The following is a 25,548-nucleotide window of genomic DNA, read 5'->3' on the forward strand; positions in this document are numbered from 1 at the left end:
ATGGCTTTTCCGTTCAAGTCGGAAGGCTTCTGGGGTCCCCTGTTCCGCCGCCGCGATCGTGCGCGCATGGCCGTGGAGACACCGCGCCCGTCGCGTCCGTCGAAGCGTCAGCTCGTCCTTCATCTAAAGACGAAGGCCGGAAAGCTCTTCAACCGCGATCGATTGATTTTCGATCCGTTGGAGCCGCGCGTTCTTCTCAACTCCGACATCACCTATCAAATCGGGGCGCCGTCCGACGCTGCGACCGTCGAGCATCAGCTTCTCGTCAAGCTGATCCAGCAGGACGAGACCATCAACAGCACCACGAAGACGGTGCAGCGTATTCAAGTCTTTGATTACACGAATGGAACGCAGGGCGCGAACCCGCTCCATACGTTCGGCATCATCGATGCGAGTTCAAACCAAGCTTACACGCTTCAAGGGTCGGGCGGCAAAGAGACCATCACGGTCGATGCCGATTCCTTCAAGCTTCTCGGCAATACTCAGAAGCCGATCCTCGCGTTCACCGATCCGACCAATTCCGGGGTGAATCCGAACAACAATCTCGACAACACGATTGCCCTCCTGAACACGCCGACCGGGGCCGCGCTATCGGGCGCCGAGTTCAAGCTGACGGGCGCCAATGCCGGTGAGATCGCATCCGGCAAGTTCGCGGGAAGCTTCTCGAACGTCTCCAACCTCGTCGGTGCCGCTGCGGCCGACGACAAGCTGACGATCGGTGCCAACGGCAGCCTCAGCGGAACGTTCGGCGGCGGCAAGAAGAGCCTGCAGCTCGACATCTCGTCGATCGTGGCGGGAAGCATCGACGCGACGCTGTCCGGCGGCGGAAGCAGCTACACGCTGGCCAGGACCAGCGGCTCCTCGGCGGCGACCTTCGGCAGCCTCGCCTTCACCGCGCCGACCACGAGCCTCGGTGTGATCCTGGGCAGCGGCGATGACACGCTCCACTTGGCCAGCCTGCCGCCCGCACCCTCCTTCTCGGTCAGCGGCGGCGCGGGCGCGGACCGAATCGTCTTCGACACCGATCTCAACGCAGCATCCGGAAATCTCGCCGTCACCTTCGAAGGCGGCGCGGGCGACGATAGCATCGCCGTATCGGCCAACCTGAGCGCGCTGGCGGGTGATCTCGGCATCGTCTTCAAGGGCGGTGAGGGGGCCAACACCCTGAGCGTCGCATCGGGCAAGACGCTGTCTGCCAGCGGACAAGTCACGATCGCGGCCGACGCGACCGTGACGCCCGTCCTCACCACATCCGGATTCGATCGTTCCGGCGGCGCGACGGCGCAGATGGCCGTCACCGTCAACGACGGGGCCGTCATCCGCGGAACCGGCGTGAGGGTCGCCGTCCGCAGCGACATCACGATCGCCGACACCGCGCCGGCCGACACTTCGACCATCAGCGTCACCGCCAACGGGCTCGCCGGAATCACCCTCGCCGGTACGGTCGATGCGGGGACGGGCGACGCTGTCCTGACGACAGATGTCAACAACGCCGTCACGCTGACCTCGACGCTGACGTCGCAGCTCAAGAGCGTCACGCCGAGGCAGACCAACAGCTCCACGATCGCCGTCGGCGCCAAGGGGGCGGTGAACGGCGGGACCGTGAAGATCGCCGCCAACACGGTGGCCAAGGTCGACGTGAAGGCCATCGGGCTCGTTCTGCCCGGCCTCCTGACGGTGACCGACGCCGCGGCCGGCACCTTCGACAAGGTCAAGAGCGCGATCAAGGGCGAGGGCAGCTTCAGCGACATCTTCACGCCCGCCGAACTGGCCGCCAAGGCCCTCATCAAATCGGCCGAGACGACGATCAACAACACGACGCAGGTGACGGTCGCTCCGAGTGCGGTGATCACGGACCCGCGGATCGTTCAGACCGGCGCCGGTACCCTTGCCGGCAGCGATCCTGCCCTCGCGCTCCAGATCTCGGCCGACGACAAGACCGACTCGACGATCACGCTCGTCGCACGGGATGCCACGTCGGTACCGGGCTTCCAGTTCGATGACCCGGCGCTGGACGCTGCGGCGAGCGCGGCCGCGAAGGCCGCTGCCGCCATCAACATCCTCAACCTGTTCGGCCTGACCGGCACGCAGAACGTCACGCGCCTCACCAGCGTCGATCTCGGCGTGCCGGCCGCGGGAAGCCTTCCCGCCGGAGCGCCCGCCGCGAACGATCTCGCCCTCGTGTCGGCGCAGGGCGCCGCCGGGATCCATGCCGCCAACGCCGGCACCCTGGCCGTGCGCATCCGCGCCGCCACCGACGCGACCGATCCGGCCAACCCGGAGACGGGCCTCGTCGCGGGCGACGGCGAGACCGACAATTCGCTGCCCGCGCCGATGAAGGCGGGTGCGGCCCAGATCAATGTGAACGACACCGTGCGGGTCGCCGTGCGCGGCGTCTCCGTCGCCGCCGCGTCCCTCGCCGTCGCGGCCACCAACGACACCACGATCGAGTCGCGCGCCGTCCAGGCCCGCAACCTGCTGACCGGCTCCACCAAGGCCCTCGTCGAGACGGCGCGCCTGACCGCCACCGGCGGCGGCATCTCCGTCGTCGCGATGGATGCGACCAAGGCGCAGGCCATCGTCGAGCCGATCCGGACCGACACCCTCGAGGACGAGAGCGATGCCGAAGAGGCGAAGCGCGAGCTGATCGGGATCGCCCGCAGTTCCGCCGTCAACACGGTCGAGCGCGACATCACGGCGACCGTCGCGGATTCGGTGGTCACGGGCGCGCAGGGCGTCGCGCTGACCGCGCAGAACGCCCTCGATCTGACCACCAACGCGAAGGCCGTCGTCGCGGCGAGCAAGCTCGGCGTGGCCGGCTCCTACGCCGTCAACATCGTGCTCGGCAGCACCACGGCGACCGTCCGGGGCGGAAGCATGAGCGCCGCGACCGGCGACATCTCCGTCAACGCGTCCGACGTGACCAACATCGATTCGCGAGTGCAGACCTCGGTCGGGGGTGAGAGCAAGTCCGGCGGCACCGCCATCGGCGGTGCGGCGGCCTTCAACATCGTCGGCTACCGGCCGGACGGCCTGACCGGAAGCGACAAGCTCGCCGACAAGGTCGTGGGGATGGCCCTCGACGCCATTCTCGGCAGCGGGTTCTTCACCATTGCCGCCACCCAGGCGACCCGTGCACGGATCGAGGCGGCCACCGTCACGGCCACGGCTGGCGGCGTCGGCGTGAAGGCGATCAGCGCCGGCACGGTGAACGCCACGGTCAGCAACACCGTGACCGTTTCGACCCCGGAGCAGTCGCGTCTCGACGAAGCGAAGGCGCAGGCGACGCGCACGGCGATCAACAAGGCCCGGACCTTCCTCGGCAAGCCGACGCTGAGCAGCGAGCCGGGCGCGGTGACGAGCGCGGGCTCGCGCAGCATCGGCGGCCTCATCGCGACCAACCGCATGAATCGTTCGGCCACCGCCGAAGTGATCAGCGGCGCGACCATCACCAGCGGGGGGGAACTCGGCGTCCGTGCGACGGACATGTCGACGATCAACGCCAACGTGAAGCTCGTGGCCTCGAGCCAGGCCGCCAGCGACGGCGGCCTGCCGACGAAACAGCCGCAGATCAAGTCCGACTACAAGCTGAGCGAAAGCCAGCCGGTGGCGATCACCCTCGGCCAGCGCGTGGCCGTCGATTTCTCGACCCTGCTCGGCGAGCAGGCGATCAAGACCGTCAGCACCCTCGACGCGATCAAGTCGAACCTGCCGTCGACGACGAAGCAGGCCCAGAGCGGCACGACGCCGGGCAAGGCTCCGACGCTGAAGGCGGTCAAGACGGGCGATGTCGTCCTCGTGAGCCCCGGCCATCCGGCCGGCAGCGGCGAGGTCGGCTCCTATTACCGCTACATCAAGACGCCGACCGCACCGGCGACGTCGGATTCGATCGACCTGTCGAAAGAGAACTTCACCGGCCCGAGCTGGGAACTGATCGGCGCGAAGGGTGATGTCTACGCCTATATGGGTGCGGATCGCACCGCCGCGAACAAGCTCGACCTCAAGACGGTCAAGTTCACGGATCGAGACCTCTGGCGCCGGGTCAGCGAGACCGAGGCCGCGCCGGCCAAGACGACCGGATCCGGCGGCACCTCGGCCGGCGGCATCGTCGTGCGCAACGAGATCAAGGGCGGCGTCACCGCCGCGATCAGCAATTCCTCCGCCACGACGACGGTGAATGGCGGCGTCGTGGTCTCGGCCGAGCGCGGCGCGACGATCACGTCGAAGGCCGATGCCACCGTCGAAGCGATCGCCACGATCCGTGAGCAGACCGGCGAGACGGCCGAAGGCACGGCCGGCAGCGGGACGGCGAGCACGGTTCCGGGCCAGACCTCGGCCTTCGACAAGTCCAGCACGTCGAATTCGAGCGCGCTCGCGATCAACGCGGTGATCGCGACCAACACCATCCTGTCGGCCGCCGACGCCTCCATCACCGACGCCGAGGTCGCGACTGCCGGCGACGATGGCGCGGTCACGGTCGAGGCGAAGACGACCGGCTCGATCGAGGCCGAAGTTCAGGCGCAGATCACCGCGCTGTCGAGCGGCCCCTCCGGTACCGAAGACGCCGCCGCCGACCCCGCCGCCGGCGGCTCGACCGGTGGCACCACGACGCCGACGACGGGCACCACCACGCCGACGACGGGGTCGGGGCAAACCACCGCGCCGACGACCACGGCACGGGCGGGCGGCATCCAGCTCGCCTTCAACGCGATCGGCTACGAGAGCAGCAATCTCGGCTTCGACACCCTCAACGCCCTGGTCGGGACCAATCTCGGAAACCCGGCGACGGCGCAGGCGAGCGCGCGCATTACCAACACCCGGGTCACGGCCACGGGTGCGGTCAGCGCGACGGCCGAATCGTCCGGCACGATCGCCTCGACCCTGAGCAACGAGGTTACGGCCGCGGCCAAGGCCGCGAGCGTCAACTCCCTGGCGGTCTCCGGTCTCGTTGCGATGAACCGCGTCAGCGGCGCCGCCGAGGCGGTGATCGATGCGCGGACCAAGACGGTCTCGGGCACGGATGTCACGGTCTCCGCCACCGATACGGTCGGCATCGAGGCCGAGACCGCCGTGGCGGCCTCGGCTTCGGCCGAGAAGACCGGCTCGGTTAGCGGCCTCGGCAAGAACGCCGAGGCGCTGCTCGGCGACTACACCTACACCACCGCGTCCGGCAGCCGGCAGGTGAAGTTCGGCGAGAAGATCCGCCTCAGCGATACCTGGGCCGGCAAGGGCGACAAGGGCGCCGTGTACCAGTACATGGGCGCGGACTTCACCGCCGCCGAGGATCTCGGCAACACGGCGCGGGACTTTGCCGACTTCGCGCTCTGGAAGAAGCTCGACGCCACCAATGTCGTGCCGGGTGCGACCGGCGGCTCGGCCGCTCCGACCGGAAAGATCACGGCGGCGAAATCCTCGGCCACCGCGCTGGGCGGCATCTTCGCCCGCAACGACGTGTCGGGTCAGGCCAAGGCCTCGATCGTCAACACCACCGTTCAGGCCAGCGGCGACGTCAGCGTCAGCGCGAAGTCGGAGGCGTCCATCAACGCCACCGACGAGAGCGAGGTCGAGGCCGAGGGCGGTTCGGCCGCCAACGGCGTGCTCGTGTCCAACAACGTGCAGAACGGCGCGCTCGCCTACATCAAGGACAGCACCGTCACGAGTGACGACGGAGGCGTGAGCGTCTCCGCCGAGAACACATCGACGATCGAGGCGAGTGCGGCCGGGTCTGTTGCCGGCGAAACGACGGCGGTCGGCTTCACGCTCGCCTTCAACACGGTCGGATTCCGGCAGCAGAACCCGCTCTTCAACGCCGTCGATACGATCGTCGGCGATCCGCTCATCGCCACCGCCACCAACGGCGAAAACCCGGCCGGCGCAAAGGCCTACATCACCGGCTCCACCGTCACGGCCAAGCGCGACGTCTCCGTCACCGCCGACAGCCAGGCCAAGATCACCGCCGAGGCCGGCAACAAGGCCGAGCAGGCGGATTCCGAGGAAACCGTCCACAAGGCGGAAACCGGCGCGCGCGGAATCTCCGCGGGTGCGGTGCTCGCCATGAACAAGGTCAGCGCCCGCGCCGAGGCGTTCATCGGCGCGGAAACCGTCGCCGCTCAGGCCCCGGCTCAGACCGCCGCCACCGTCGCCTCGACTGATGGCGCCGTGACCGTTTCGGCAAAGAATCAGGCCGGCATCGAATCGACCAGCACGATGATCGGTGCGTCGTCGGTCTCCGGCAGCGTCGCCGAACTAGCCAGGAAGGCGGTCGCCACTGCCCTCAACATCTACGATTACACCTCGAAATCCGGCACCAAGGCGCTGAAGGCCGGTGACCGCGTGCGGCTGGCTGCCGATTTCGCCACCCCGGCCGGATCGAGCTCGAACACCGACGCCAAGCGGACCGAAGAGCCCGCTCTGAAGGGCCGGGTGTTCATCTTCGTCGCTGCGTCCGACGCCTCGGTCAACCTCGCGACCGAGGATTACACCAACGCCGCCCGTTGGTTCGCGGTCGATGACGGGGCCATCGTGTCCACCAAGCCGACGGCGGCCGGCACGACGCCCGGCACCACGGCCGGCGACACGCTGGACAAAGACACGACGACCATCAAGACCGCGGAAGGCACCACGACGATCACGCGCCAGAAGGCGCGCTACACGTCGAACGGCGGCTTCCAGTACATGATGGCCGGCCAGGGCGTACTGCTCTCGAAGACCGATACGCTCTCGAAGGGCGAGCCGGGCACGATCTACATCTGGCGCGGGGCGGACAACACGAAGGTCACGCTCCACGGCGAGGATTACACCAGCGCGAACTGGCTTCCCGCGGCGGCCAAGACGGTCATGCCGAAGCTCGATACGGTGGCCAACCCGCCGGCTGCCCCTGCGCCCGCCGCGGGCTCGACGGATCCGACCCCGACCGCCCGCACGCCCGGTTCGTCGTCCAAGGCCTTCGGCGGCCTGATCGTGTTCAACGAGGTGACCGGCGGCGCGGGCGCTCGCATCACCGATGCCACGGTGACGTCCGCTCTCGACCTGACGGTCCACGCCGCGGATGCCGCCGACATCTCGGCCACCCTCCTCAGCACCGTGACGTCGTCCGGCGGCACCTCCTTCCAGTCGAAGACCGGCGCGGCCGGCACCAGCGGCGGCACCGGTGGCGGCACGCTCATCGCGGCCAACGGCATCGCGGCGACCAACGTCGTGCGCGGCGGCGCCGATGCCAGCGTCCTGCGTTCGACGGTGGAATCCACGACCGGCAATCTCGAAGTCAGCGCCGAGAACGAATCCGGCGTCGATGCGCGTATCCGGGCTTCATCGACCACGTCGGGCGGCGAGGGCGTTTCCGGCGCGGTGACGCTCGCCTTCAACTCGGTGGGTTACGAGACCCAGAACCTGCTCTTCAACACCATCGACACGCTGATCGGGCAGTCGGCCATCTCGAAGGCCTTCGGCGGCGAGGTCGGCGCGGGTGCCAAGGCGACGATCGTCCAATCCTCGGCGAAGGCCGGCGGCGACCTCATCGTCACGGCGACCTCGGCGGCCAAGATCAACGCGACCGTCAGCAATGCCGCGACCTCCTCGGCCGATGTCGCGATGGTCTCGGGTGGCGCCGGCACCGGCTTCGGTGTCGTTCTCGCGTCGAACAAGGTGAGCGGCAGCGCCGTCGCCCTCATCGACAACACTGGCGTGACCCGGGACATCACGGCCGGCGGCGCCCTGGCCGTCACGGCAACGGATGCGGCCGGCATCACCTCGAACGTCCAGATCGTGACGAGCTCGACCGTCACGAAGAGCGACGGCGGCGCCGTCACCAATCAGTCGAAGCTCAACAAGTACCTCCCGTCGGACTTCTCGACCAACCCGAACGAAGTTCAGTCGGCTACGATTCAATCGAACATCATCAAGAACCGCGCCGATTGGGCGCCGGCCGAATTGCTGGCCTTCGAGGAGAAGGTCACCGCGCAGATCACCCGCGTGAAGGGACTGATCGAGGAGCTTCAGGCCGGTCCCGCGACGCTGCTCAAGCAGGTCGAGACGAAGCTGCTCGAACTCAGGGCGGGCAAGGTCACGACCGAGTATCTGCTCAAGATCAACCAGACCCTCGTCGACGCTCTCAACGGAATCGATCTCTCCAAGATCCCGAGCACCGATCAGACCGGTCTCGCGACGCGAATCGGGGAGGCGGCCGACGCGCTGTCGGGGCACCTGACGTCGGCCTCGATCAATACGGCCGGTGCCGACGAGGCGCGGCTCGAGGCGCTGAAGGTCGCCGCCGAGGCGGCGCGCCTCGGCTATCTCGACGAGGCCGTCCTGCGCAACAGTTCCGATCCGGCCGAAAAGAGCGTCGGTCAGTTGATCCGCCTGCAGGTCGCCGTCGACCGCGCGGTCATTGAGACCGCCGGCAAGATCCTGGAGCTGAAGGATGGGCTCAACAACTTCCTGAAGCCGTTCGGCCTCAGCACCGACAGCATCGGCGCCGTCGACCTCTCGGCCTACGGCCAGCTTCCGAAGACCGCGAACGCGCAGGACGTCACCTTCGGCACGCGGGTGCGGATCGCGGACGGCTATGCCAAGCCGACCTACAAGGCCGGACAGGGCGAGATCACGGTCAAGACCGGCGAAACGATCGAAGATCTCTCGGGCAAGATCTATAAGTATGTCGGTGCCGACATCCTGGTCGAGATCAACGCGCTCGATCCGGATTTCACGGACGGGGCGAAGTGGAAGCTGATCGCCGACAAGTCCAGCGCCTACAAGGCTGGCGACATCTTCATCTACATGGGCGGCAACGCGACAATCGATCTCGCAGCCACCGACTACACCAATAAGCTCCTCTGGAAGCGGGCCCTCGAGTCCAACTTCATCCCGGACGGCCTGAAGCTGCCGACCACCGGTTCCGGAACGGGGACGGGCACCACGACGCCGGCCCCGGCCACGTCTTCGACCGAGACGGTGGCACCCACGGGCGACCCGTCGGCCAACAACGCCGCCAAGACCGGCACGGTCGCGGCGCAGCCATCCGCCTCGCTGGCGATCGGCGGGCTGGTCGTGCTCAACAGCGTCCATGCGGACGCCGTCGCGCGCATCACCGGCGTCATCGCCACGGCGGGCGGCACGGTCACGGTGCAGGCGAACGAGACCGCCACGATCAAGGCGACCGCCGACAGCGCCGCCAACGTCAAGTCCGCCGCCTCCTACAAGCCGACGACCGACGTCAGCACCCCGGCCCCGTCCACGCCGAGCGATCCGTCCACGGACCGGACCCTCGGCACGAAGAGCCAGCCGACGAGCCTCGCGCTCGGCGGCATCATCGCCACCAACGCCGTCCTCGGCACGGCGCGGGCCGAGATCGTCGACAGCGCCGTCACCGGCGGCGGGATCAAGGTCGATGCGGCCAACACCGCCACCATCGACGCCACGGCCAAGACCGCGACCTCCAGCGACCAGGGCGCGGTGTCGATCACGCTCGCCTTCAACACCATCGGCTGGAAGGAGCAGAACATCCTGTTCCGCGCCGCCGACACGATCACGGGTCAGCCGCTGATCGCCGCCGGCAGCGGGAACGACGCCGACCCGTCGGGGGCGCGCGCGCAGATCCTGCGCAGCAATGTCACGACGACGGATGCCAAGGATGCGCTCGCCGTGACCGCGCGTTCGGACGCGTCGATCAACGCCCAGCTCACCAACAAGGCCAGCGCCTCGCAGGCGGTGCTCAAGGATGCGAGCGCCTACGCGATCGGCTTCGCGCTCTCCGGCAACCTCGTGAATTCCGAGGCGGTGGCGCGGATCGACAGCAGCAACCCGGCCGGCACCGCCATCGACCCGACGAAGACGCTCGACGCCGCCGGCGCGGTGACGATCTCGGCGACCAGCAACGGCAGCATCACCTCGCTGAACAACCTCTCGGCGATCGCCAGCCTGACCAAGCCGAGCGTGCTGGAGGACTTCGCCAATAAGATCCTCGGCAATTATACCTACACCACTGAGTCGGGCTCGAAGACCGTCACGTTCGGCGACATCGTGTTCGCGAAGGTCGGTGGTGTCGAGAAGCTCTACGTCTATTTCGGCGATACCAAGCTCGTCTCCGACCTGAAGACGGAGGCCTACACGGAGGCCAATGGCTGGCGGGAGAACAATCTCCGCGAATTCGTGAAGTTCCTGCCCCCGGGTGTGCTCAACCTCGGCGACAGCAAGGATGTCGCCGGCTCGGCGACGCCGCCGGCCGGCAACACGAGCACCACCAGCGGGCAGACCCCGTCGAAGCCCTACGCCGTCGCCGTCAGCGGCATCCTCGTGACCAACGACGTGCGCAGCACCGCCACGGCGACGCTCACCGGCATGACCGTCGCCAAGGCCGGCGACATCAGCGTCCAGGCGGAGCAGAGCGGGACGATCACCGCGACGGTGAACAGCAAGGTCGAGTCGAAGCTGAAGCCGGGCACCAAGGCCGGCGACAAGCAGTCCATCGCGGCCCAGGCGGTGATCGCCTCGAACGTCGTGATGGGCGCGAGCACCGCCACGATCGACCGCAGCCCGCTCGGCGACGCGAACGCGACCGTCGGCAATGTCGCGGTGGGCGCCCGCAACACCGGCGCGATCACCGCCACGATCGACAGCACGGTCGATTCGAGCGAGACCGCCGTCGGCATCACCGCCGCCTTCAACAAGATCGGCAGCCCGAGCACCAACGCGGTGTTCGACCTCGCCGAGTTGCTGGCCGGGATCGATCTCGACAGCCAGATGACCAAGGGCGGCCAGTTCGCCGCGACCGCCTCGATCTCGGGCCAGCCGATCAACGCCACCGGCAAGGTTTCGGTGGAGGCGCGATCCGAGGCCAAGATCAAGGCCACCATCGAGAACGCCGTCACCTCGATCGGCTCGGCCGCGACCACCGTCGGCGCCGTCGCCGGCCTGAACTTCGTGCGTGTCGGCACCTCGGCCACCATTGCCGACGTGACAAGCCTCAAGGCGGCGGGCGGCGTGGCCGTCAACGCCCGGAGTGCGTCCACCATCGAGGCCGTGGTCAAGGCCCCCGTCACGGCGGTGGTCTACAACATGCCCGACACGAGCGGCACCTCGGGCGGCACCAACACCTCCGGTAACACCGGCAATACGGGCAACACCGGCGGGACCGGCACCCCGACGACCACGCGCTCGATCTCCGTCGCCGCCAGCTTCGCCCGCAACACCATCCTCGACGTCGTGCTCGAAGCCGGCCTCGACCGGATCGGCGACCTCACGGCGAGCGCGGGCGACGTCAGCGTCACCGCTGCCAACACCGCCACCATCACCGCGAAGGTCGCGGCCACCGCCATCGCCGTGCTGCTGAGCACCGAGGACGGCAAGAATCTCGGCGTCTCCGGCAGCGGCGCCTTTGGCGTCAACACGATCCTCGGCGGCGTCGAGGCGCGGATCGCCGACAGCCGGATCACCGCGTCCGGAAGCCAGGCTCCGAGCGTCACTGACGGAACCGGCGGCCAGGGCAACATCACCGTCTCCGCCAAGAGCGCTGCCACCATCACGGCCTCGGTCGAGGCCGCCGCGGCGGCCGTCATCGTCGGCAAGGGCGCAGCCCAGGCGGTGGCGATCGGCGTCTCGCTCGCCTTCAACATGATCGGCTACAACCTCAGCCTGATCCCGGTCGATGGCACCAGCAGCCTCGCGGCCGACAAGGCGCGCTCCCTCGACGTCAAGGCGAACGTCACCAAGTCGCGGCTGAGCGCCGGGCGTCGGGTGTCGGTCGAGGCCGAGTCGGGCGGCCGGATCGAGGCCCGGACGCTGGCCACCGCCATGGCGGTCGGCGTTTCGACGGGTGGCAGCTCCGGCGGCTCCAGCACCGACGGCAACGTCGCGCTGTCCGGCGGCGGCCTATTCGTGCGCAACAAGGTCGTGACCTCGGCCTCCGCCGTCATCGACGGCACCGGCAGCAGCGACGACGCGGTCACCTCCGGCACGGGCGGGATCAACGTCTCGGCCAAGGACACCGCCGTCATCCGGGCGACCTCCGTCGCCCTCGGCCTCTCGGCCAATCTGAGCGCGGATGCGAGCAACACCGCCTCGAAGTCGACCCTCGCCATCGCCCTGTCGCTCGCCGACAATTCGATCACCAGCGAGGTGGCCGCGCGGATCACGCAGGTCGCCAATCTCGCGACCCTCGGCGACGTCACCGTGGCCGCGAACCGCAGCGCCGACATCTTCGCGCAGACCTACGCCGCCGCCGTCGGCGCGCAGATCTCCTCGAAGGGCGACGGCGCCTCGGTGAGCGGCGGCGGCGCGCTCTCGATCAACACGGTCAAGGGATCGACGATCGCCGAGATCACCGATTCCAAGGTCGGGGACAGCGCCAATGGCGGCGCCAAGGTCGGCAGCCTCTCCGTCTCGGCCACGGACAGCGCCAAAATCGCCGCGCTCACCGGCGCGGCCGCGATCACCCTCGCCGGTACGGCCGAGGGCAAGGCCACGGGCGTCGCCTTTGGTGTCTCCGCCGCACAGAACGTCATCGGCGGTTCGGGCACGGCGGTTCGGGCGACGGTGGCCGGCACGCCGGTGCGTTCCACCGGCGCCGTCGGCCTGCGCGCCGAGTCCAAGGCCGATATCGATGCGACGACCGTGACGGTCTCGGTCGGCGTCTCGGGCAGCGGGACCGGTGACGCGCGTACGGCGAGCCTCGGCGGCTCGGGCGCGCGCAACGCCGTCAACGTCGCCACCACGGCGGAGCTTTACGCGGCGGATGGCGCGTCGGTCGCGATCGAGGCCGGTAGCCTCGCTTTGACCGCCAAGAACACTTCGACCATTTCGTCGGATGTCGGCGCGGCCTCGGTGGCCGGCTCGTTCGGCCAGGGCAAGTCGGTTGCGGTCGCACTCGCGGCCAGCGTCGCGATCAACGAGATCGGCGGCAACGTCACGGCGACCGTGAAGAACGCCGATGTCACCACCCTCACCGGCGGCGTGACCATCGACGCGTCGCGGCAGGGCACCATCGAGACGCGCGCCGCAGCGGCCAGCGTTGCGGTGAGCGCAAGCGCCGACAAGAGCATCGCCGTCTCCGGTGCCGGCGTCGCCGCGGTCAACAAGATCAACAGCAGCACCACGGCGACGGGCCAGAACGCGTCGATCGACGCGAAGGGCGATGTCACCGTCTCGGCGAGCAGCAGCGCCACGATCAAGTCCCTGGTCGTCGGCGCCGCGGCATCCATCGGCGGCGGGGCCGGCGATGGCGGCGCGGGCGCGCTCGGCGTCTCCATCGCCTATAACGAGATCGGTGCCTGGACCGCCTATGACGAGACGGCCCACACGCTGAGCGAGGCGCCGTCGCTCGGAAGCCGCGCCAACGTCTCGGCCACGCTGGTGGGCAGCCCTGTTACGACGACGGGAGCGCTCTCCGTCGCGGCGAGCGCCAACAACACCATCACGACCGACATCGTCGCGATCGCGGCCGGCGTCACCGTCGCCGGCGGCAAGGCCGGCGCGGTCAGCGTCGGCGGCACCTTCGCGATGAGCAATATCGGTCTCGCGGTCGCGGCTTCGATCGATGGCGACAAGACCGGCGCGACGCCCGGATTCCAGGCCGCGAGCGCCACCGTTTCGGCCCAGGACATCTCGACCATCACGACGCGGGCGCTCTCGGCGAGCCTCTCGCTCGCCGCCGCGTCCGGCAACGCCGTCTCGATCGCCGTCGGCGGCAGCATCGCCCTCAACACCATCGCCAACGATGTCTCGGCGACGGTGAGGAACGTCGATCGCGGTCTGCAGACCGTCGGCGCGATCCTCATCTCCGCGAAATCGGCGGGCACCATCACGGCGAACGCCGCCTCGGCCGCGATCGCCGTGGCCGCATCCGGTTCGAACGCCGTTCCCGTCAGCGCGGCGGTGACCTATGCGCGCAACGTCATCACCACCAGCACCCGTGCGCAGGCGAGCGAGAGCAAGCTGGCCACGACCGGCGCGAGCGGTAACATCAGCGTCAAGGCCGAGGCCTCGGCCGCGATCAACGCCGCGATCCTGGCGGCTTCGCTGGCCGCCGGCGTCGGTGGCAGCAATGCCGCGGGCGTCGGGCTCGGCGCCGCCATCGCCGAAAACCGCATCGGCGTCTGGTCCTCCTCGGGCACCGATGCCACCACCAGCTATGCCCTGGCCACGAACGGCGGCACCGTCGTCGAGGCGTCCCTGACCCGCGTCGGCGTCGATGCGAAGGGCGCCCTGGCGGTCGAGGCGACGTCGAAGAACGTCATCAAGGCGAACATCGCGGCGATCTCGGCCGGCCTCGCGGGCGGCGGCTCCAACGCCGTCGGCGTCAGCGGCGGCGCCACGGCCGTCATCAACGCCATCGGTGTCACCACGCAGGCCTTCATCGAGGGCAACGGCGTGGGCGGCAGCGCGATCGCGAGCAACGCGATCAAGGCCGGCGCCGTCACCGTGAAGGCGGCCGATACCTCGAGCATCACCGCCAACGCGCTCACCGCCGCGGTCAGCGCCGCCTTCGGCGGCTCGAACGGCGTCGCGGTCTCGATCGGCTTCGCACTTGCGCTCAACACCATCAACGCGGCCACCCGGGCCAGCGTGAACAATGTCGGCGACGGGATCGACGCCGGCACCGGTGCGGTCCTGGTCGATGCCCTCAGCAACGCGACCATCACGGGGACGACGACGGCGGCCGCCGTCAGCATCGGCGGCGGCGGCTCGGGCGGAATCGCCATCGCCGGTGGCGGTGCGCTCGCCTTCAACACCATCCGCCCCGTCACCCGGGCCGTGATGGCCGCCAGCACGATCACGCAGAGCGGCAGCATCACCGTGACCGCCGCGGCCACGTCGAAGATCTCGGCTCTCGTCGCGGCCGCCTCCCTCGCCGTCGGTGTCGGCGGTTCGGCCGGCGTCGGCGTGGCGATCGGTGTGTCCGTCGCAGCCAACCAGATCGGCGACTGGACGTCGTCCGGCGAGGGGCGCAACCGCGTCGATACCGCGGCCGCGACCCAGGGCTCCGTCGTCGAGGCGCTTCTCACGGGCAGCAGCGTCAAGACGAGCGGCGCGCTGACGGTCGGGGCCAGCTCGGCTCAGGCGATCGCGGCCCAGGTGGCCGCTGCGGCGGCCTCCATCGGCGGCGGCGGTTCGGCCGGCGTCGGCGTCTCGGCGGCCGGCGTCTCGGTCACGAACGCCATCGCGGTGGCAACCCGCGCCGTCATCGACGGCGACGGTGCGACCGGTATCGAGGCCGGCAGCGTCTCGGTCCGCGCCTCCGACATCTCCACGATCGACGCCTTCGCCGGGTCCGCCTCGCTCGCGGGCTCGGGCGGTGGCGCGGCCGGCGTCTCCGTGGCGGTCGGCTTCACGCTGGCGCTCAACAGCATCGCCGGCAACGTCGAAGCGGCGATCAAGAACGCCGACACCCTCCTGCGCACGACCGGACCGCTCGGCGTCTCGGTCAGCGCCTCGCGCGCCGGCCGCATCAACTCGGCGGCCGCGGCGGCGGCGATCAGCATCGCGGGCGGCGGCTCGGCCGGCGTCGGCGTGTCCGGCGGCGGTGCCTTCGCCTCGAACCGGATCCTCGGCTCGGTCAGCGCGATGGTGGATGCGAGCCGCATCACCGCGACCGGCAGTGGCGGCCTCACGGTGACGGCGGCCGGTTCGTCCGAAATCACGGCGATCATCTCGGCATTGGCCGCGTCCGGCGGCGGCGGCGGTGCAGCCGGCGTCGGCGTCGCGTTGGGCGTCAGCGGTGCCGAGAACCGCATCGGCGAATGGTCCAGCACGGGCCAGAATGCCGAGCGCGTGGACACGCTCGGCAGCGGCGGTGCCACGGCCGTCCAGGCCTCGGTCAGGAACTCTCCCCTCGACATCGCCGCGGCCGTGACGGTTCAGGCGACGGCGAGCCAGAAGATCACAGCGACCGTCGTGGCGGCATCCGCCGCGATCCAGGGCGGCGGCGCGGCCGGTGTCGCGGGCGCTGCAGCCGGTTCGGTGGCTGCCAACGCCATCGGGGTCGAAACCTCGGCCACGATCGACGGTGACGGCGCCGGCACGGACGGCATCAAGGCGGGCAGCGTGACCGTCTCGGCCGCCAACACGGCCCAGATCACCGCCGTCACGGGCGCCGCGTCGCTCTCCGGGGCGGGCGGCGGCGCAGCCGGCGTCGGCGTGGCGATCGGCTTTGCGCTCGCCATCAACAGCATCGCGGGCGGCATCCAGGCGTCGATCTCGAACGTCGATGCCGGCCTGACCACCCGCAGCGGCGGCGTTTCGGTCGGCGCGCGTAACGATGCGCGCATCCGGGCCAGCTCCGCGGCGGCAGCCGTCTCGATCGGCGGCGGCGGTGCCGCGGGCGTTTCGGTGAGCGGCGGCGGCGCCGGGGCGTCGAACGTCATCACGGTGCGCACGAACGCCTTCGTCGCCAACAGTGCGCTGATCGTGCGCGGCGGCAAGTCCACGGTGTCGGCCGGCTCGAACGCCGACATCCAGGCCCTGATCGTCGCGGCGGCTGCGGCCGCCGGCGGCGGTGGCGCGGCGGGCGTCGGTGTCTCGGTCGGCGTCGGTGCGGCGGCCAACACCATCGGTGCCGGCAACCAGATCCAGGCCTATCTCAGCAATGCGAGCGTCGATTCCGACAACGCGCTCGACGTGACGGCGGTCTCGAACCAGACGATCCGGGCGGAAGTCGGGGCGGTCTCGGCCTCGATCCAGGGCGGCGGCGCAGCGGCCGTCAGCGTGGCGGGCTCCGGCACCGGCGCCTCCAACACCATCGCCGTCGCGACGCGCGCCTATATCGACGGCGACGGCGCGACCGGCATCACGGCGACGCAGATCGCCGTGTCCGCCAAGGACACCTCCGCGATCACGGCCTCCGTCAGTTCGGCGGGCATTGCGGGCGGCGGCGCCGGAGCGGCCAGCGTCGGCGTTACGGTCTCGGTCTCGATGGCGACCAACCGCATCGGCAACACGGTCGAGGCGCTCATCCGCAACGCCGATAGCGGCGTCACCACGACTTCCGGCGACATCGCGGTCGAGGCCGAGAGCAGCGGCTCGATCCAGGCGATCGCCACGGCGGCCTCCGTCAGCGTCGGCGGTGCCGGCGGCGTCAGCGTGCAGGTGGCCGGCGGCGGCGCGGGCGCCCTCAACGTCATCACCACGAGCACCCGCGCGGCGATCGAGCGGGCGGCCGGGCAATCGTCCCTCAACCGCGTCACGAGCGCTGCGGGCCTACGGGTCGGCGCCAAGAGCAGCCAGGACATCGACGCCAAGGTGGTCGCGCTCTCCGCGGCCGGCGGCGGCGCGGGTCTCGCCAGCGTTCCGGTGGCGATCGGCCTTTCGGGCGCCCAGAACATCATCGGAAGCTGGAAGACCACCGACGCGAACGGCAACCGGCTCGATCAGCCGACGCTCGACACCGATGGCGGCGCCAGGGTCGAGGCTCTGATCGCCGACACGGTCGCTGCGGTGCAGGGATCGCTCGCGGTCACCGCGACCTCTTCGAGCACCATCGACGCGACCGTCGCGGCGGCCTCGGCCGTCGCCACGGGCGGAACCGTCGCGGTCGGCGTCGCCGGCTCGGGCAGCTACTCGGGCAACGCGATCAGCTTTGCCACCAACGCGGCGATCACCGGCGCTTCGACGAGCGTCACGGCCGGCGACGTCACCGTCCGCGCCAAGGATCAGGCCACGATCAACGTCGATGTCGGCGCAGCCGCCATCGCGGCCGCGGGCGGCGCCGTCGGCGTGGCGCCGGCGATCGGCGTCGCCGTGGCCCTGAACGTGATCAACAATGCCGTGACCGCAATCGTCGATGGGGCCACCGTCACGACGCGCACAGGCGGAATCCGCGTCGAAGCCACGGTTCCGTCCGACAATGGCGGGTCCAGCATCAACGCGCGCGTCGCTGCGGCCGCCGTGGCGCTCTCGGGCGGCGGCGTCGCCGTCTCGGTGGCTGGCGGCGGTGCCATCGCCACCAACATGATCGGCGGCTCGACCCGCGCGCGGGTCAGCAACGCCCGCCTGAATGCCGCCGGTGACGTGGCGGTCGCCGCCGCGAACAACAGCCGGATCGTGGCGGAGGTCGCCGCACTCGCGGCCGGCGTCAGCATCGGCGGTGTCGCGGTCGGGGCCAGCATCGGCACCGGCGTGGCCACCAACCTGATCGGCAGCGAGATCACGCAGCGGGTCAACGGCCAGAACAAGACGACGAAGTCGGCCGCACTCCTCATCGAGGCTCTATCGCAGAACACGACGATCGAGGCGGGCGGCAACCTGTCCGTCACCGCCAATTCCGGCCAGACGATCCGGGCGACGGTCGCGGCCGGCTCCGTGGCGATCTCCGGCGGTGCCGTCGCCGTCAGCGCCGCGGGCGCCGGCGCGGGCACCCATAACCGGATCGGCGCGATCGTGAGCGCGGCGATCGACGGCGATGGAGCCGGCGACAAGATCACCGCCGGCACCGTGACCGTCTCGGCGCGCGACACGTCCAGCCTCAGCGTCGACACCGGCGCGGCCTCGGTGGCCGCCTCGTTCGGCGTCTTCGGCAGCGGCTCGTTCGCCCTCGCCGTCGCGGCGGCGGACAATGTGATCGCCAACAACGTCACGGCCGCGATCCGCAACCTCGGCACGACCGGCGGTCTCATCACCCGTGGCTCCGTCGCGGTCACGGCGACTGAGAGCGCGACTCTGACGAGCCGCGCGCGTGCCGCGGCCGTGTCCGGCAGCGTTTCGGCCTTCAGCGTCTCCGTCTCGGGCGGCGGCGCGGGCACCGGCGACACCGTCACGAGCACGACGAGCGCCAGCATCACCAACAGCCGCGTCACGTCCGCGGGCGATGTCGCCGTCAGCGCCAGCGACACCACGACGATCGACTCGCAGGTGCTCGGCATCTCGGTCGCCGGCGGGCTGCTCGCCCTCGCGGCCGGCGGCTCCGTCGCCAAGGTCGAGGCGCGCCCGACGGTCACCGCCGCCATCGAGGGCGGTTCGGTCTCCGCCGCGAATGTGAGCGTGGTCGCGACCGCCCTTCCGTCCGTCAATGCCGTGGCTCATGGCATCAATGCCGGCACCGCCGCCATCGGTGCCTCGGTGGCCGAGGCCAAGGTCGCCGCCACGGTCGGAGCCTCGACGAAGAACGTCTCGATCACGGCCGGAAGCCTCTCGGTGCTCGGCAACCTCGCCCGTCAGGCGGGCCGCGACTCCGCGACGGCAACCGCCTCCGGCTCCGTCGGCGGCCTGATCGGCCTGAACTCGACGGTGACCCTGGCCGAGAACAGCAGCACGGTCAGCGGCCTGCTCGATGTCGGCACGGTGCTGGCCGTCAGCGGCGCGGTCGCCGTCAGCGCGACGAGCAGCACGCGGCAGACCTCGACCGCCAGCAGCGCCAGCATCGGCCTCGTCGCGGCCGGTGCGACCGTCTCGTCGGCGAATTCGGCAACCGTGACCAGCGCCCGCGTCGTGTCCCTCGGCGCGCTCAATGCCGGCTCGATGACCGTCACCGCCTCCGGCATCGACGACAACTTCGCCAAGGGCATTTCCGGCAGCGGCGGCCTCGTCTCGGGCACCGCCGCCAGCGCCGGTACCAGCATGGGCGGCAGCACGCGGGCCGAACTCGGCACGGGCGTCACCATCGACCTGACGAAGAGCGGCGACAGCACCGGTCTGTTCTATCTCTCCGCCGATCACGTCGGCACGATGAACGGCCAGATCATCACCGACAGCTACGGCGCCCTCGCCGGAGCGGGCGCCGTCGTGAACAACACGATCACGCACGCGGTGATCGCCGCATTCGGGATCAATTCCCGCGTCACGGCCCGCGACATCCTCGCCACCGCAACGAACACCGTGAACAAGCCGCAGCTCGGACAGGCCAACATCGTCGGCTCGACCGGCGGTCTGGCCAGCGGCGCGGCGGCGTACAGCACGACGGTTCTCGACATCACCACGCGGGTCGATGTCGGCAGCAACGCCGACCTGATCACCGTCGCCCGTGCCGGAACCGCAGGCGGAATCCGTCTGGCGGCGAACAACAGCATCAACATCTACGACAAGGTTTCGCTGACCACCGGCGGCGCGCTGTCGGGCGCCGGCGCCTATTCCAGCATCGAGACCCGGAGCTTCGTCGCGCAGGTCAATATCGGCGCCAACGCGACTCTGTTCACGCTCGGAAACCTGACCCTTTCGGCCAATGGCGGCGGCAATGCCTATGCGGTCTCGAACTCCGAGACCTACGGTGCGGCCACCGTCGCCAGCGGCAGCACCACCGTCATCATCCGGCCGAACAACGCGGTGAACATCGGCGCGGGTGCCGACATCACCGCCTATGGCGATGCGGATCTCCTGGTCGGCACCAACAAGAAGGCTTACGACGACGCCTACGACGCGTCGGCGACGACCGACAATTTCGCCGGAAGCGCGATCCCGATCACCTCGCTGGCGGCCAAGATCCGCGTCGAGGAGATCAACACGATCAAGATCGATGGCGGCGCCACGATCAAGACCGCGGGCAACGCCAACCTGTTCACGAACCGCCAGGGCAATTCCAATGCCGTGGCCCGCATGAAGGGCACGAACTGGACGACCGCCGTCGCCGGCGCCATCGACAGCCTGCTCGGCGGCTCGGCCATCACCCCGGTCGGCGATACGCAGACGGGCTCGATCGGCACCGTGATCGTCGACGGCACGGTCGTCACCGGCATCACCCGCAACATCTCCATCGTCATCGACGACATGACGCGGGCGCCGGGCAACGGCGCCGCGACCCTGATCACGGGAACCGTCAAGCTCAACGGCCAGAAGTACGATGCCGCCGGCAACCCGATCGCGGATTCGGACAACACCAAGAGCTTCACGATCACCCTGCCGGATGGTGCGACCTCGGCTTCGGCGACGCTGCCGAAGCTGCCCATCACCATCAGCCTCGGCTTCGCCAACGCCCAGTCGAACCTGATCAAGGCCTACGAGGAAGCGACGAAGGGCCTGTCGACCTACAAGGACAACGCCACGCTCCAGGCCTACTACCAGGGCGAGGTGAACCGGATCAAAGCCGAGCTTCTGGCCGACGGGCTCGCGGAGTTCCAGACGACGTACGATGGCAGGCAGGTCCTCATCCCGATCTACAAGCAGGTCCAGGCCATCACGGTCAGCCCGTTCTCGGCGGGTGCCGGCGGCATCATCGTGCGCGCCGACGCCCTGCTCGGCTCGGGCAAGCTCGATGCCGCCTCCGACACGAAGGTCGAGATCACCAACAACTCGGTGGCGAGCCTCGTCATCGCCGGCATCACGATGCCGGAATCGAATGGCGGCACCTTCTTCAACGACGCACAGATCCCGGTGACGTCGAGCGACGACTTCAACACCCGTCGCCAAGCGATCATCACGAAGAACGCGGCGAGCCCGGATGCCGCCGCCGCCAAGGTGATCGCCGGTGGCCGTGACGTCAACTTCCAGGTCCTGACCGCCGGCGGTGTCGTCACGAAGGACAGCAAGAGCGACATCTCACTCAAGAACACCACAGGCGCGCGCAACGGCAATTCTGCGCCGGCCATTCTCATCGTCGGCGACATCTACGCGCCGACGGCGATCCTCAATGTGGCGACGGCCGCGGGCGGTGACCTCACCATCACGGCCAAGACCACCATCAAGGAGCTGAAGACCGATGTCGGCGGCACCGTCGCGATCGGCCTGACCGAGGATCTGCGCACCTACTCCGTCGGCGGCGACCCCTACGGCCAGATCAAGGGGGTGCTCGAAGCGGGCTCCGGTCCGATGACCGGCAAGTCCGCCTCCGACATCGCTCGGGCGCTGTCCGGCTCGCAGTCGAGCGTCATCGCCAGCGGTGCGGTGACGATCAAGGCGCAGTACCTGAACCTCAACGGCCTCGTGCAGAGCGGACGTGACCTCTACAGAATCGTCATCGATCAGTCGGTCGAGAACGAGATTCAGGAGATCATCCGCAATCCCTATCGCACCGCGAACCTGAGCACGCTGACCCGCGACGGCTACTCCGCCAGCTACAACCGGCAGACCGGCGCCATCGAGATCGACGAGGTCGTCTCGACCGGCGGCCAGATCAACCTGACCGGCATCATGCTCAACACCAATGCGGGCGTCGGCGAGCTGCGGGCGCTGGGCGGTTACGCCAAGGTCGAGGTCGTCAATCAGCTCAACCGTGACGTCGTCCTCAACCGCATCGACCTCTCACGGCGCGGCATCGGCACGATCGATATCAAGGATCTCGCCTACAAGACCGACGTGAACGGCAACGGCATCGCCGATGCCAACGACATCGCCTTCCGCCAAACCCTGATCCGGCAGGACGCCGATGGCGTCGTCACGCGCTACAGCGCCGATCTGAACAGCACCGGCGCCGAGATCACCAAGTATAACGGCAGCAGCACGACACAGTACGATCCGAAGACCGGATACCGCTACGCTTTCACCATCGGCCAGGGCGCCAAGAACACCTACACGCTGACGAGGGGCACATCGGCTTGGCTCGGTATTGATGCCTTCGCCAAGGATCCGCCCCCCCTGAGCGACTTCAACAAGGAGATCACCGAGCCGGCCGCTCTGCAGCCCGAATCCGCCTATTACTATATCGATACCAGCAAGTCGGGCTACGCCTTCCTGGGCGCGCCCGAATATACGCGCTCGGCCGAGAAGCCGAAGGAAGTCGCGAGCTGGACGACGAGCACTTGGTACGGAAAGAAGACCTATTACACCAAGTTGCAGGCGATCGATTATACCGAGAAACAGGCGACTCATAGCCTGCAGGCCGATTACGGCATCAAGATCAATTTCACCGGCGACCGCACCGGCACCGTCAGCATCGATTCGCAAGGCTCCGGCCGCGTGCTGATCGCCGGCGGCATCAAGAACGACAACGGCACCACGACGATCACCTCTGGCGGGACGATCCAGCATCTCAGCTCGACCGCGGCCATCACCGGATCGCGCGTCACGTTGCAGGCGGCGCGCGGCATCGGGGTCGGCAATGGCAGCAACGTCACCGATCAGGCGCTCAACGTCACGACCATCGGGGCCGGCAACACGCTCAAGGCCACGACCACCGCGGGCAACATCAACCTCAACGTCCGGACCGTCGACAACGAACTCGGGATCGACAAGATCGCGGCGGGTGGCGGCTTCGACGTGAAGCTCGTGTCCACGAGCGGCGTCACCATAGCCGGCGAAGGTGTGGTTTCGGGCGGCTCCATCAAGGTGATCGCGGGCGGTCGCTTCGGCTCCGAGGCGGCCCCGATCAAGCTCGACGGCGGCACCACCGCCCGCGACAAGACCGACATCACGGCGGCCCGCTCGGTCGGCATCCGTGAACTCTCGGGCGACCTGCGCCTGAACAGCCTGACGGCCAACGGCGACGTCTACATCAAGGTCGACGCCGGGAATCTGCTCAACGTCAACAACGTCGTCGTGCGCGACGACCGCGTGGCGTCCCAGCTCATCAACGGCGTGTGGAAGGATCTCGCTCTCACCACCGAGGATGCGAAGCTGAAGTTCGAGCGCACGCTCAGCGCTTACGAGAGCACCCGTGAGCGCGACTACAACGCTTACTGGGGGTATCGGAACCAGCAGGCCGACCCCTCCCGCTACGACAGCCGCTTCGAGGTTACCCTCAGCGAGAAGACCGGCGAGCGCGCCTACTATACCGCCTTGTTCACGAGCCAGGCGAATGATGCGGGCATCACCGAAGCCGGCGCGGTGAAGACCTACGTCGACAACGCGGTCAAGACGCTCGAAACCAACCGGACGCTGCAGTACCGGGTGCTGCACGCCCAGTACGGTCAGTACGGCGACGTCTATCACGCCGACCTCTCGGGTGATTACGCCACCTATTGGGCGATCCGCGGCACGCAGCCGAACAGCGGCAGCTTCGATTCGGCCTACACGGTTCAGGCGACCGCGTCGGCGCTCGCCAAGATGCAGGCCGCGACGCGTGCCGCCCCGATTTCCGGCGATGCGCTGATCGCGCGCGTCACGGCCCAGATCACGCAGCTCGAGACCGATCAGGGCACCCGTCTGACCGAGGCCCAGATCGGGCAGCTCTACACCACGGCCATCGAGGCCGAGGCGCGCGGAACCAAGCTTTCGGGGACCGTGCTGACGGATTACGTCACCGCGCAGATCAAGCAGATCAGCGACTCGCGGACCATCGATTTCAACAACTTGAAGCTGGTCTTCGACGGCTTCGACGCTACGAAGGTCTCGAACTTCAGCGTCCAGTACGACCAGTATTGGCAGATGCGTGAGGCGGGTGACGCGACGACGCTGCAATCGCAGGCCTACACGGATCTCGATGCCGTCTTCGCAGGCTTCGGCAATCACTACGTGGTGAAGCTCGGCGCGGCCTACGACCTCTACAGCACCTATCTCGCGAACGGGTCGAGCCGGATCAGCGGCGCCGAGCTGACCGCCCTGACCGCGCAATTCACCGAGGAGGCGCTTTCGCAGACCCTCGGCGAGGCAGCCCTGCGTCTGGCCACTTCCGGCAAGGTGGCGGCGGCGGAAGCCGCGCTCAAGGCGACCTATGCGGCGCTTCATCTCCGCTTCGGCGGGCTGGGCGACAGCTACGACGCCTCGACGGTCGCGGCCGAGACGACGGCCGTGCAGGCCGATTACGAAGCCTACTGGAGCTACCGCAACCAGCAGGTCGATCCGAGCGTCTACAACGCCGCCTTCGCGCCGCGCCTCGCCGGTCAGGCGCTCATCGACGCCGTGGCCGCGGCCCGCACCGCGGCGGAGACGGAGAACCTCAGCTCAGCCGCCATCGACGCGGCCCGCACCGCGGCGCAGGGTCTGCGGTCGGCGGCGCTCACGGCGCAGTACCGCTCGCTCAACGCCTTCTTCAACAGCCTGCCGGGCTCCTACAACACGGCCGACACGCCCAATACGAACAAGCTGACCGCCGCGAAGCAGGCGGCCCCCGCCTTCTTCATCGACAAGGCGACGGCCGATGCCATCGACGCCGGCATCAAGCGCTGGACGCAGGACGAATTGCTGAGCGCCGTCGGCCAGGGGCTGCTCAAGGAGACGACCAGCACGATCGTCGACAAGCAGGACCCGATCATCAAGGGCGCCAACATCAGAATCGTGACCTCGGGCAATGTCGGCTCCGTGAGCGGAACCAGCCTGATCGATATCGGCCCCGGTGCCGCGCCGCTCACCCCGGATCAGCAGATCGATCTCGGCGCCGCCGAGCGGAGCGACCTCGTCTTCCTGACGAAGGCTCCGATCACCACCAACGTCATCTTCGGCCAGTCCGGTAACAACGGCACCGTGACCCGCCAGGACGGCGCGAACTGGGATACGAGCGTCTTCTTCGACAAGAACGGCAAGCTCTACGACGGCACGCTCTACATCGGGGGCGTGACGCCGAATGCATCGGCCGAGAGCTCGGTCGGCTACAAGATCATCAGCGTCGTCGGGAACGTCATCACCGTCGACAAGGTCTTCGGCAGCCAGGGCGTCGCCCGCAACATCGATATCGGGGTCAGTATCGCCGTCACCGGCGAGGCTCCGCGCGTGACCGCCGAAGTCGCCTTCGACCTGCTCAAGGCGGCCCCGACCACCCTG

At 68.8% G+C, this 25,548-nt stretch carries 1 protein-coding gene (running past one end of the window); it reads left to right on the forward strand.

What is annotated here, in order from left to right; translation table 11 throughout:
* Positions 1-25,548, forward strand: the 5' portion of a protein-coding gene (locus Y590_RS11225) for an LEPR-XLL domain-containing protein (RefSeq protein ID WP_060769912.1). It continues 20,403 nt past the right edge of the window; only the first 25,548 of its 45,951 coding nucleotides appear in the window; the start codon lies at positions 1-3; its stop codon lies beyond the right edge, outside the window.

It is taken from the genome of Methylobacterium sp. AMS5 (assembly GCF_001542815.1).
Taxonomy (GTDB): Bacteria; Pseudomonadota; Alphaproteobacteria; order Rhizobiales; family Beijerinckiaceae; genus Methylobacterium.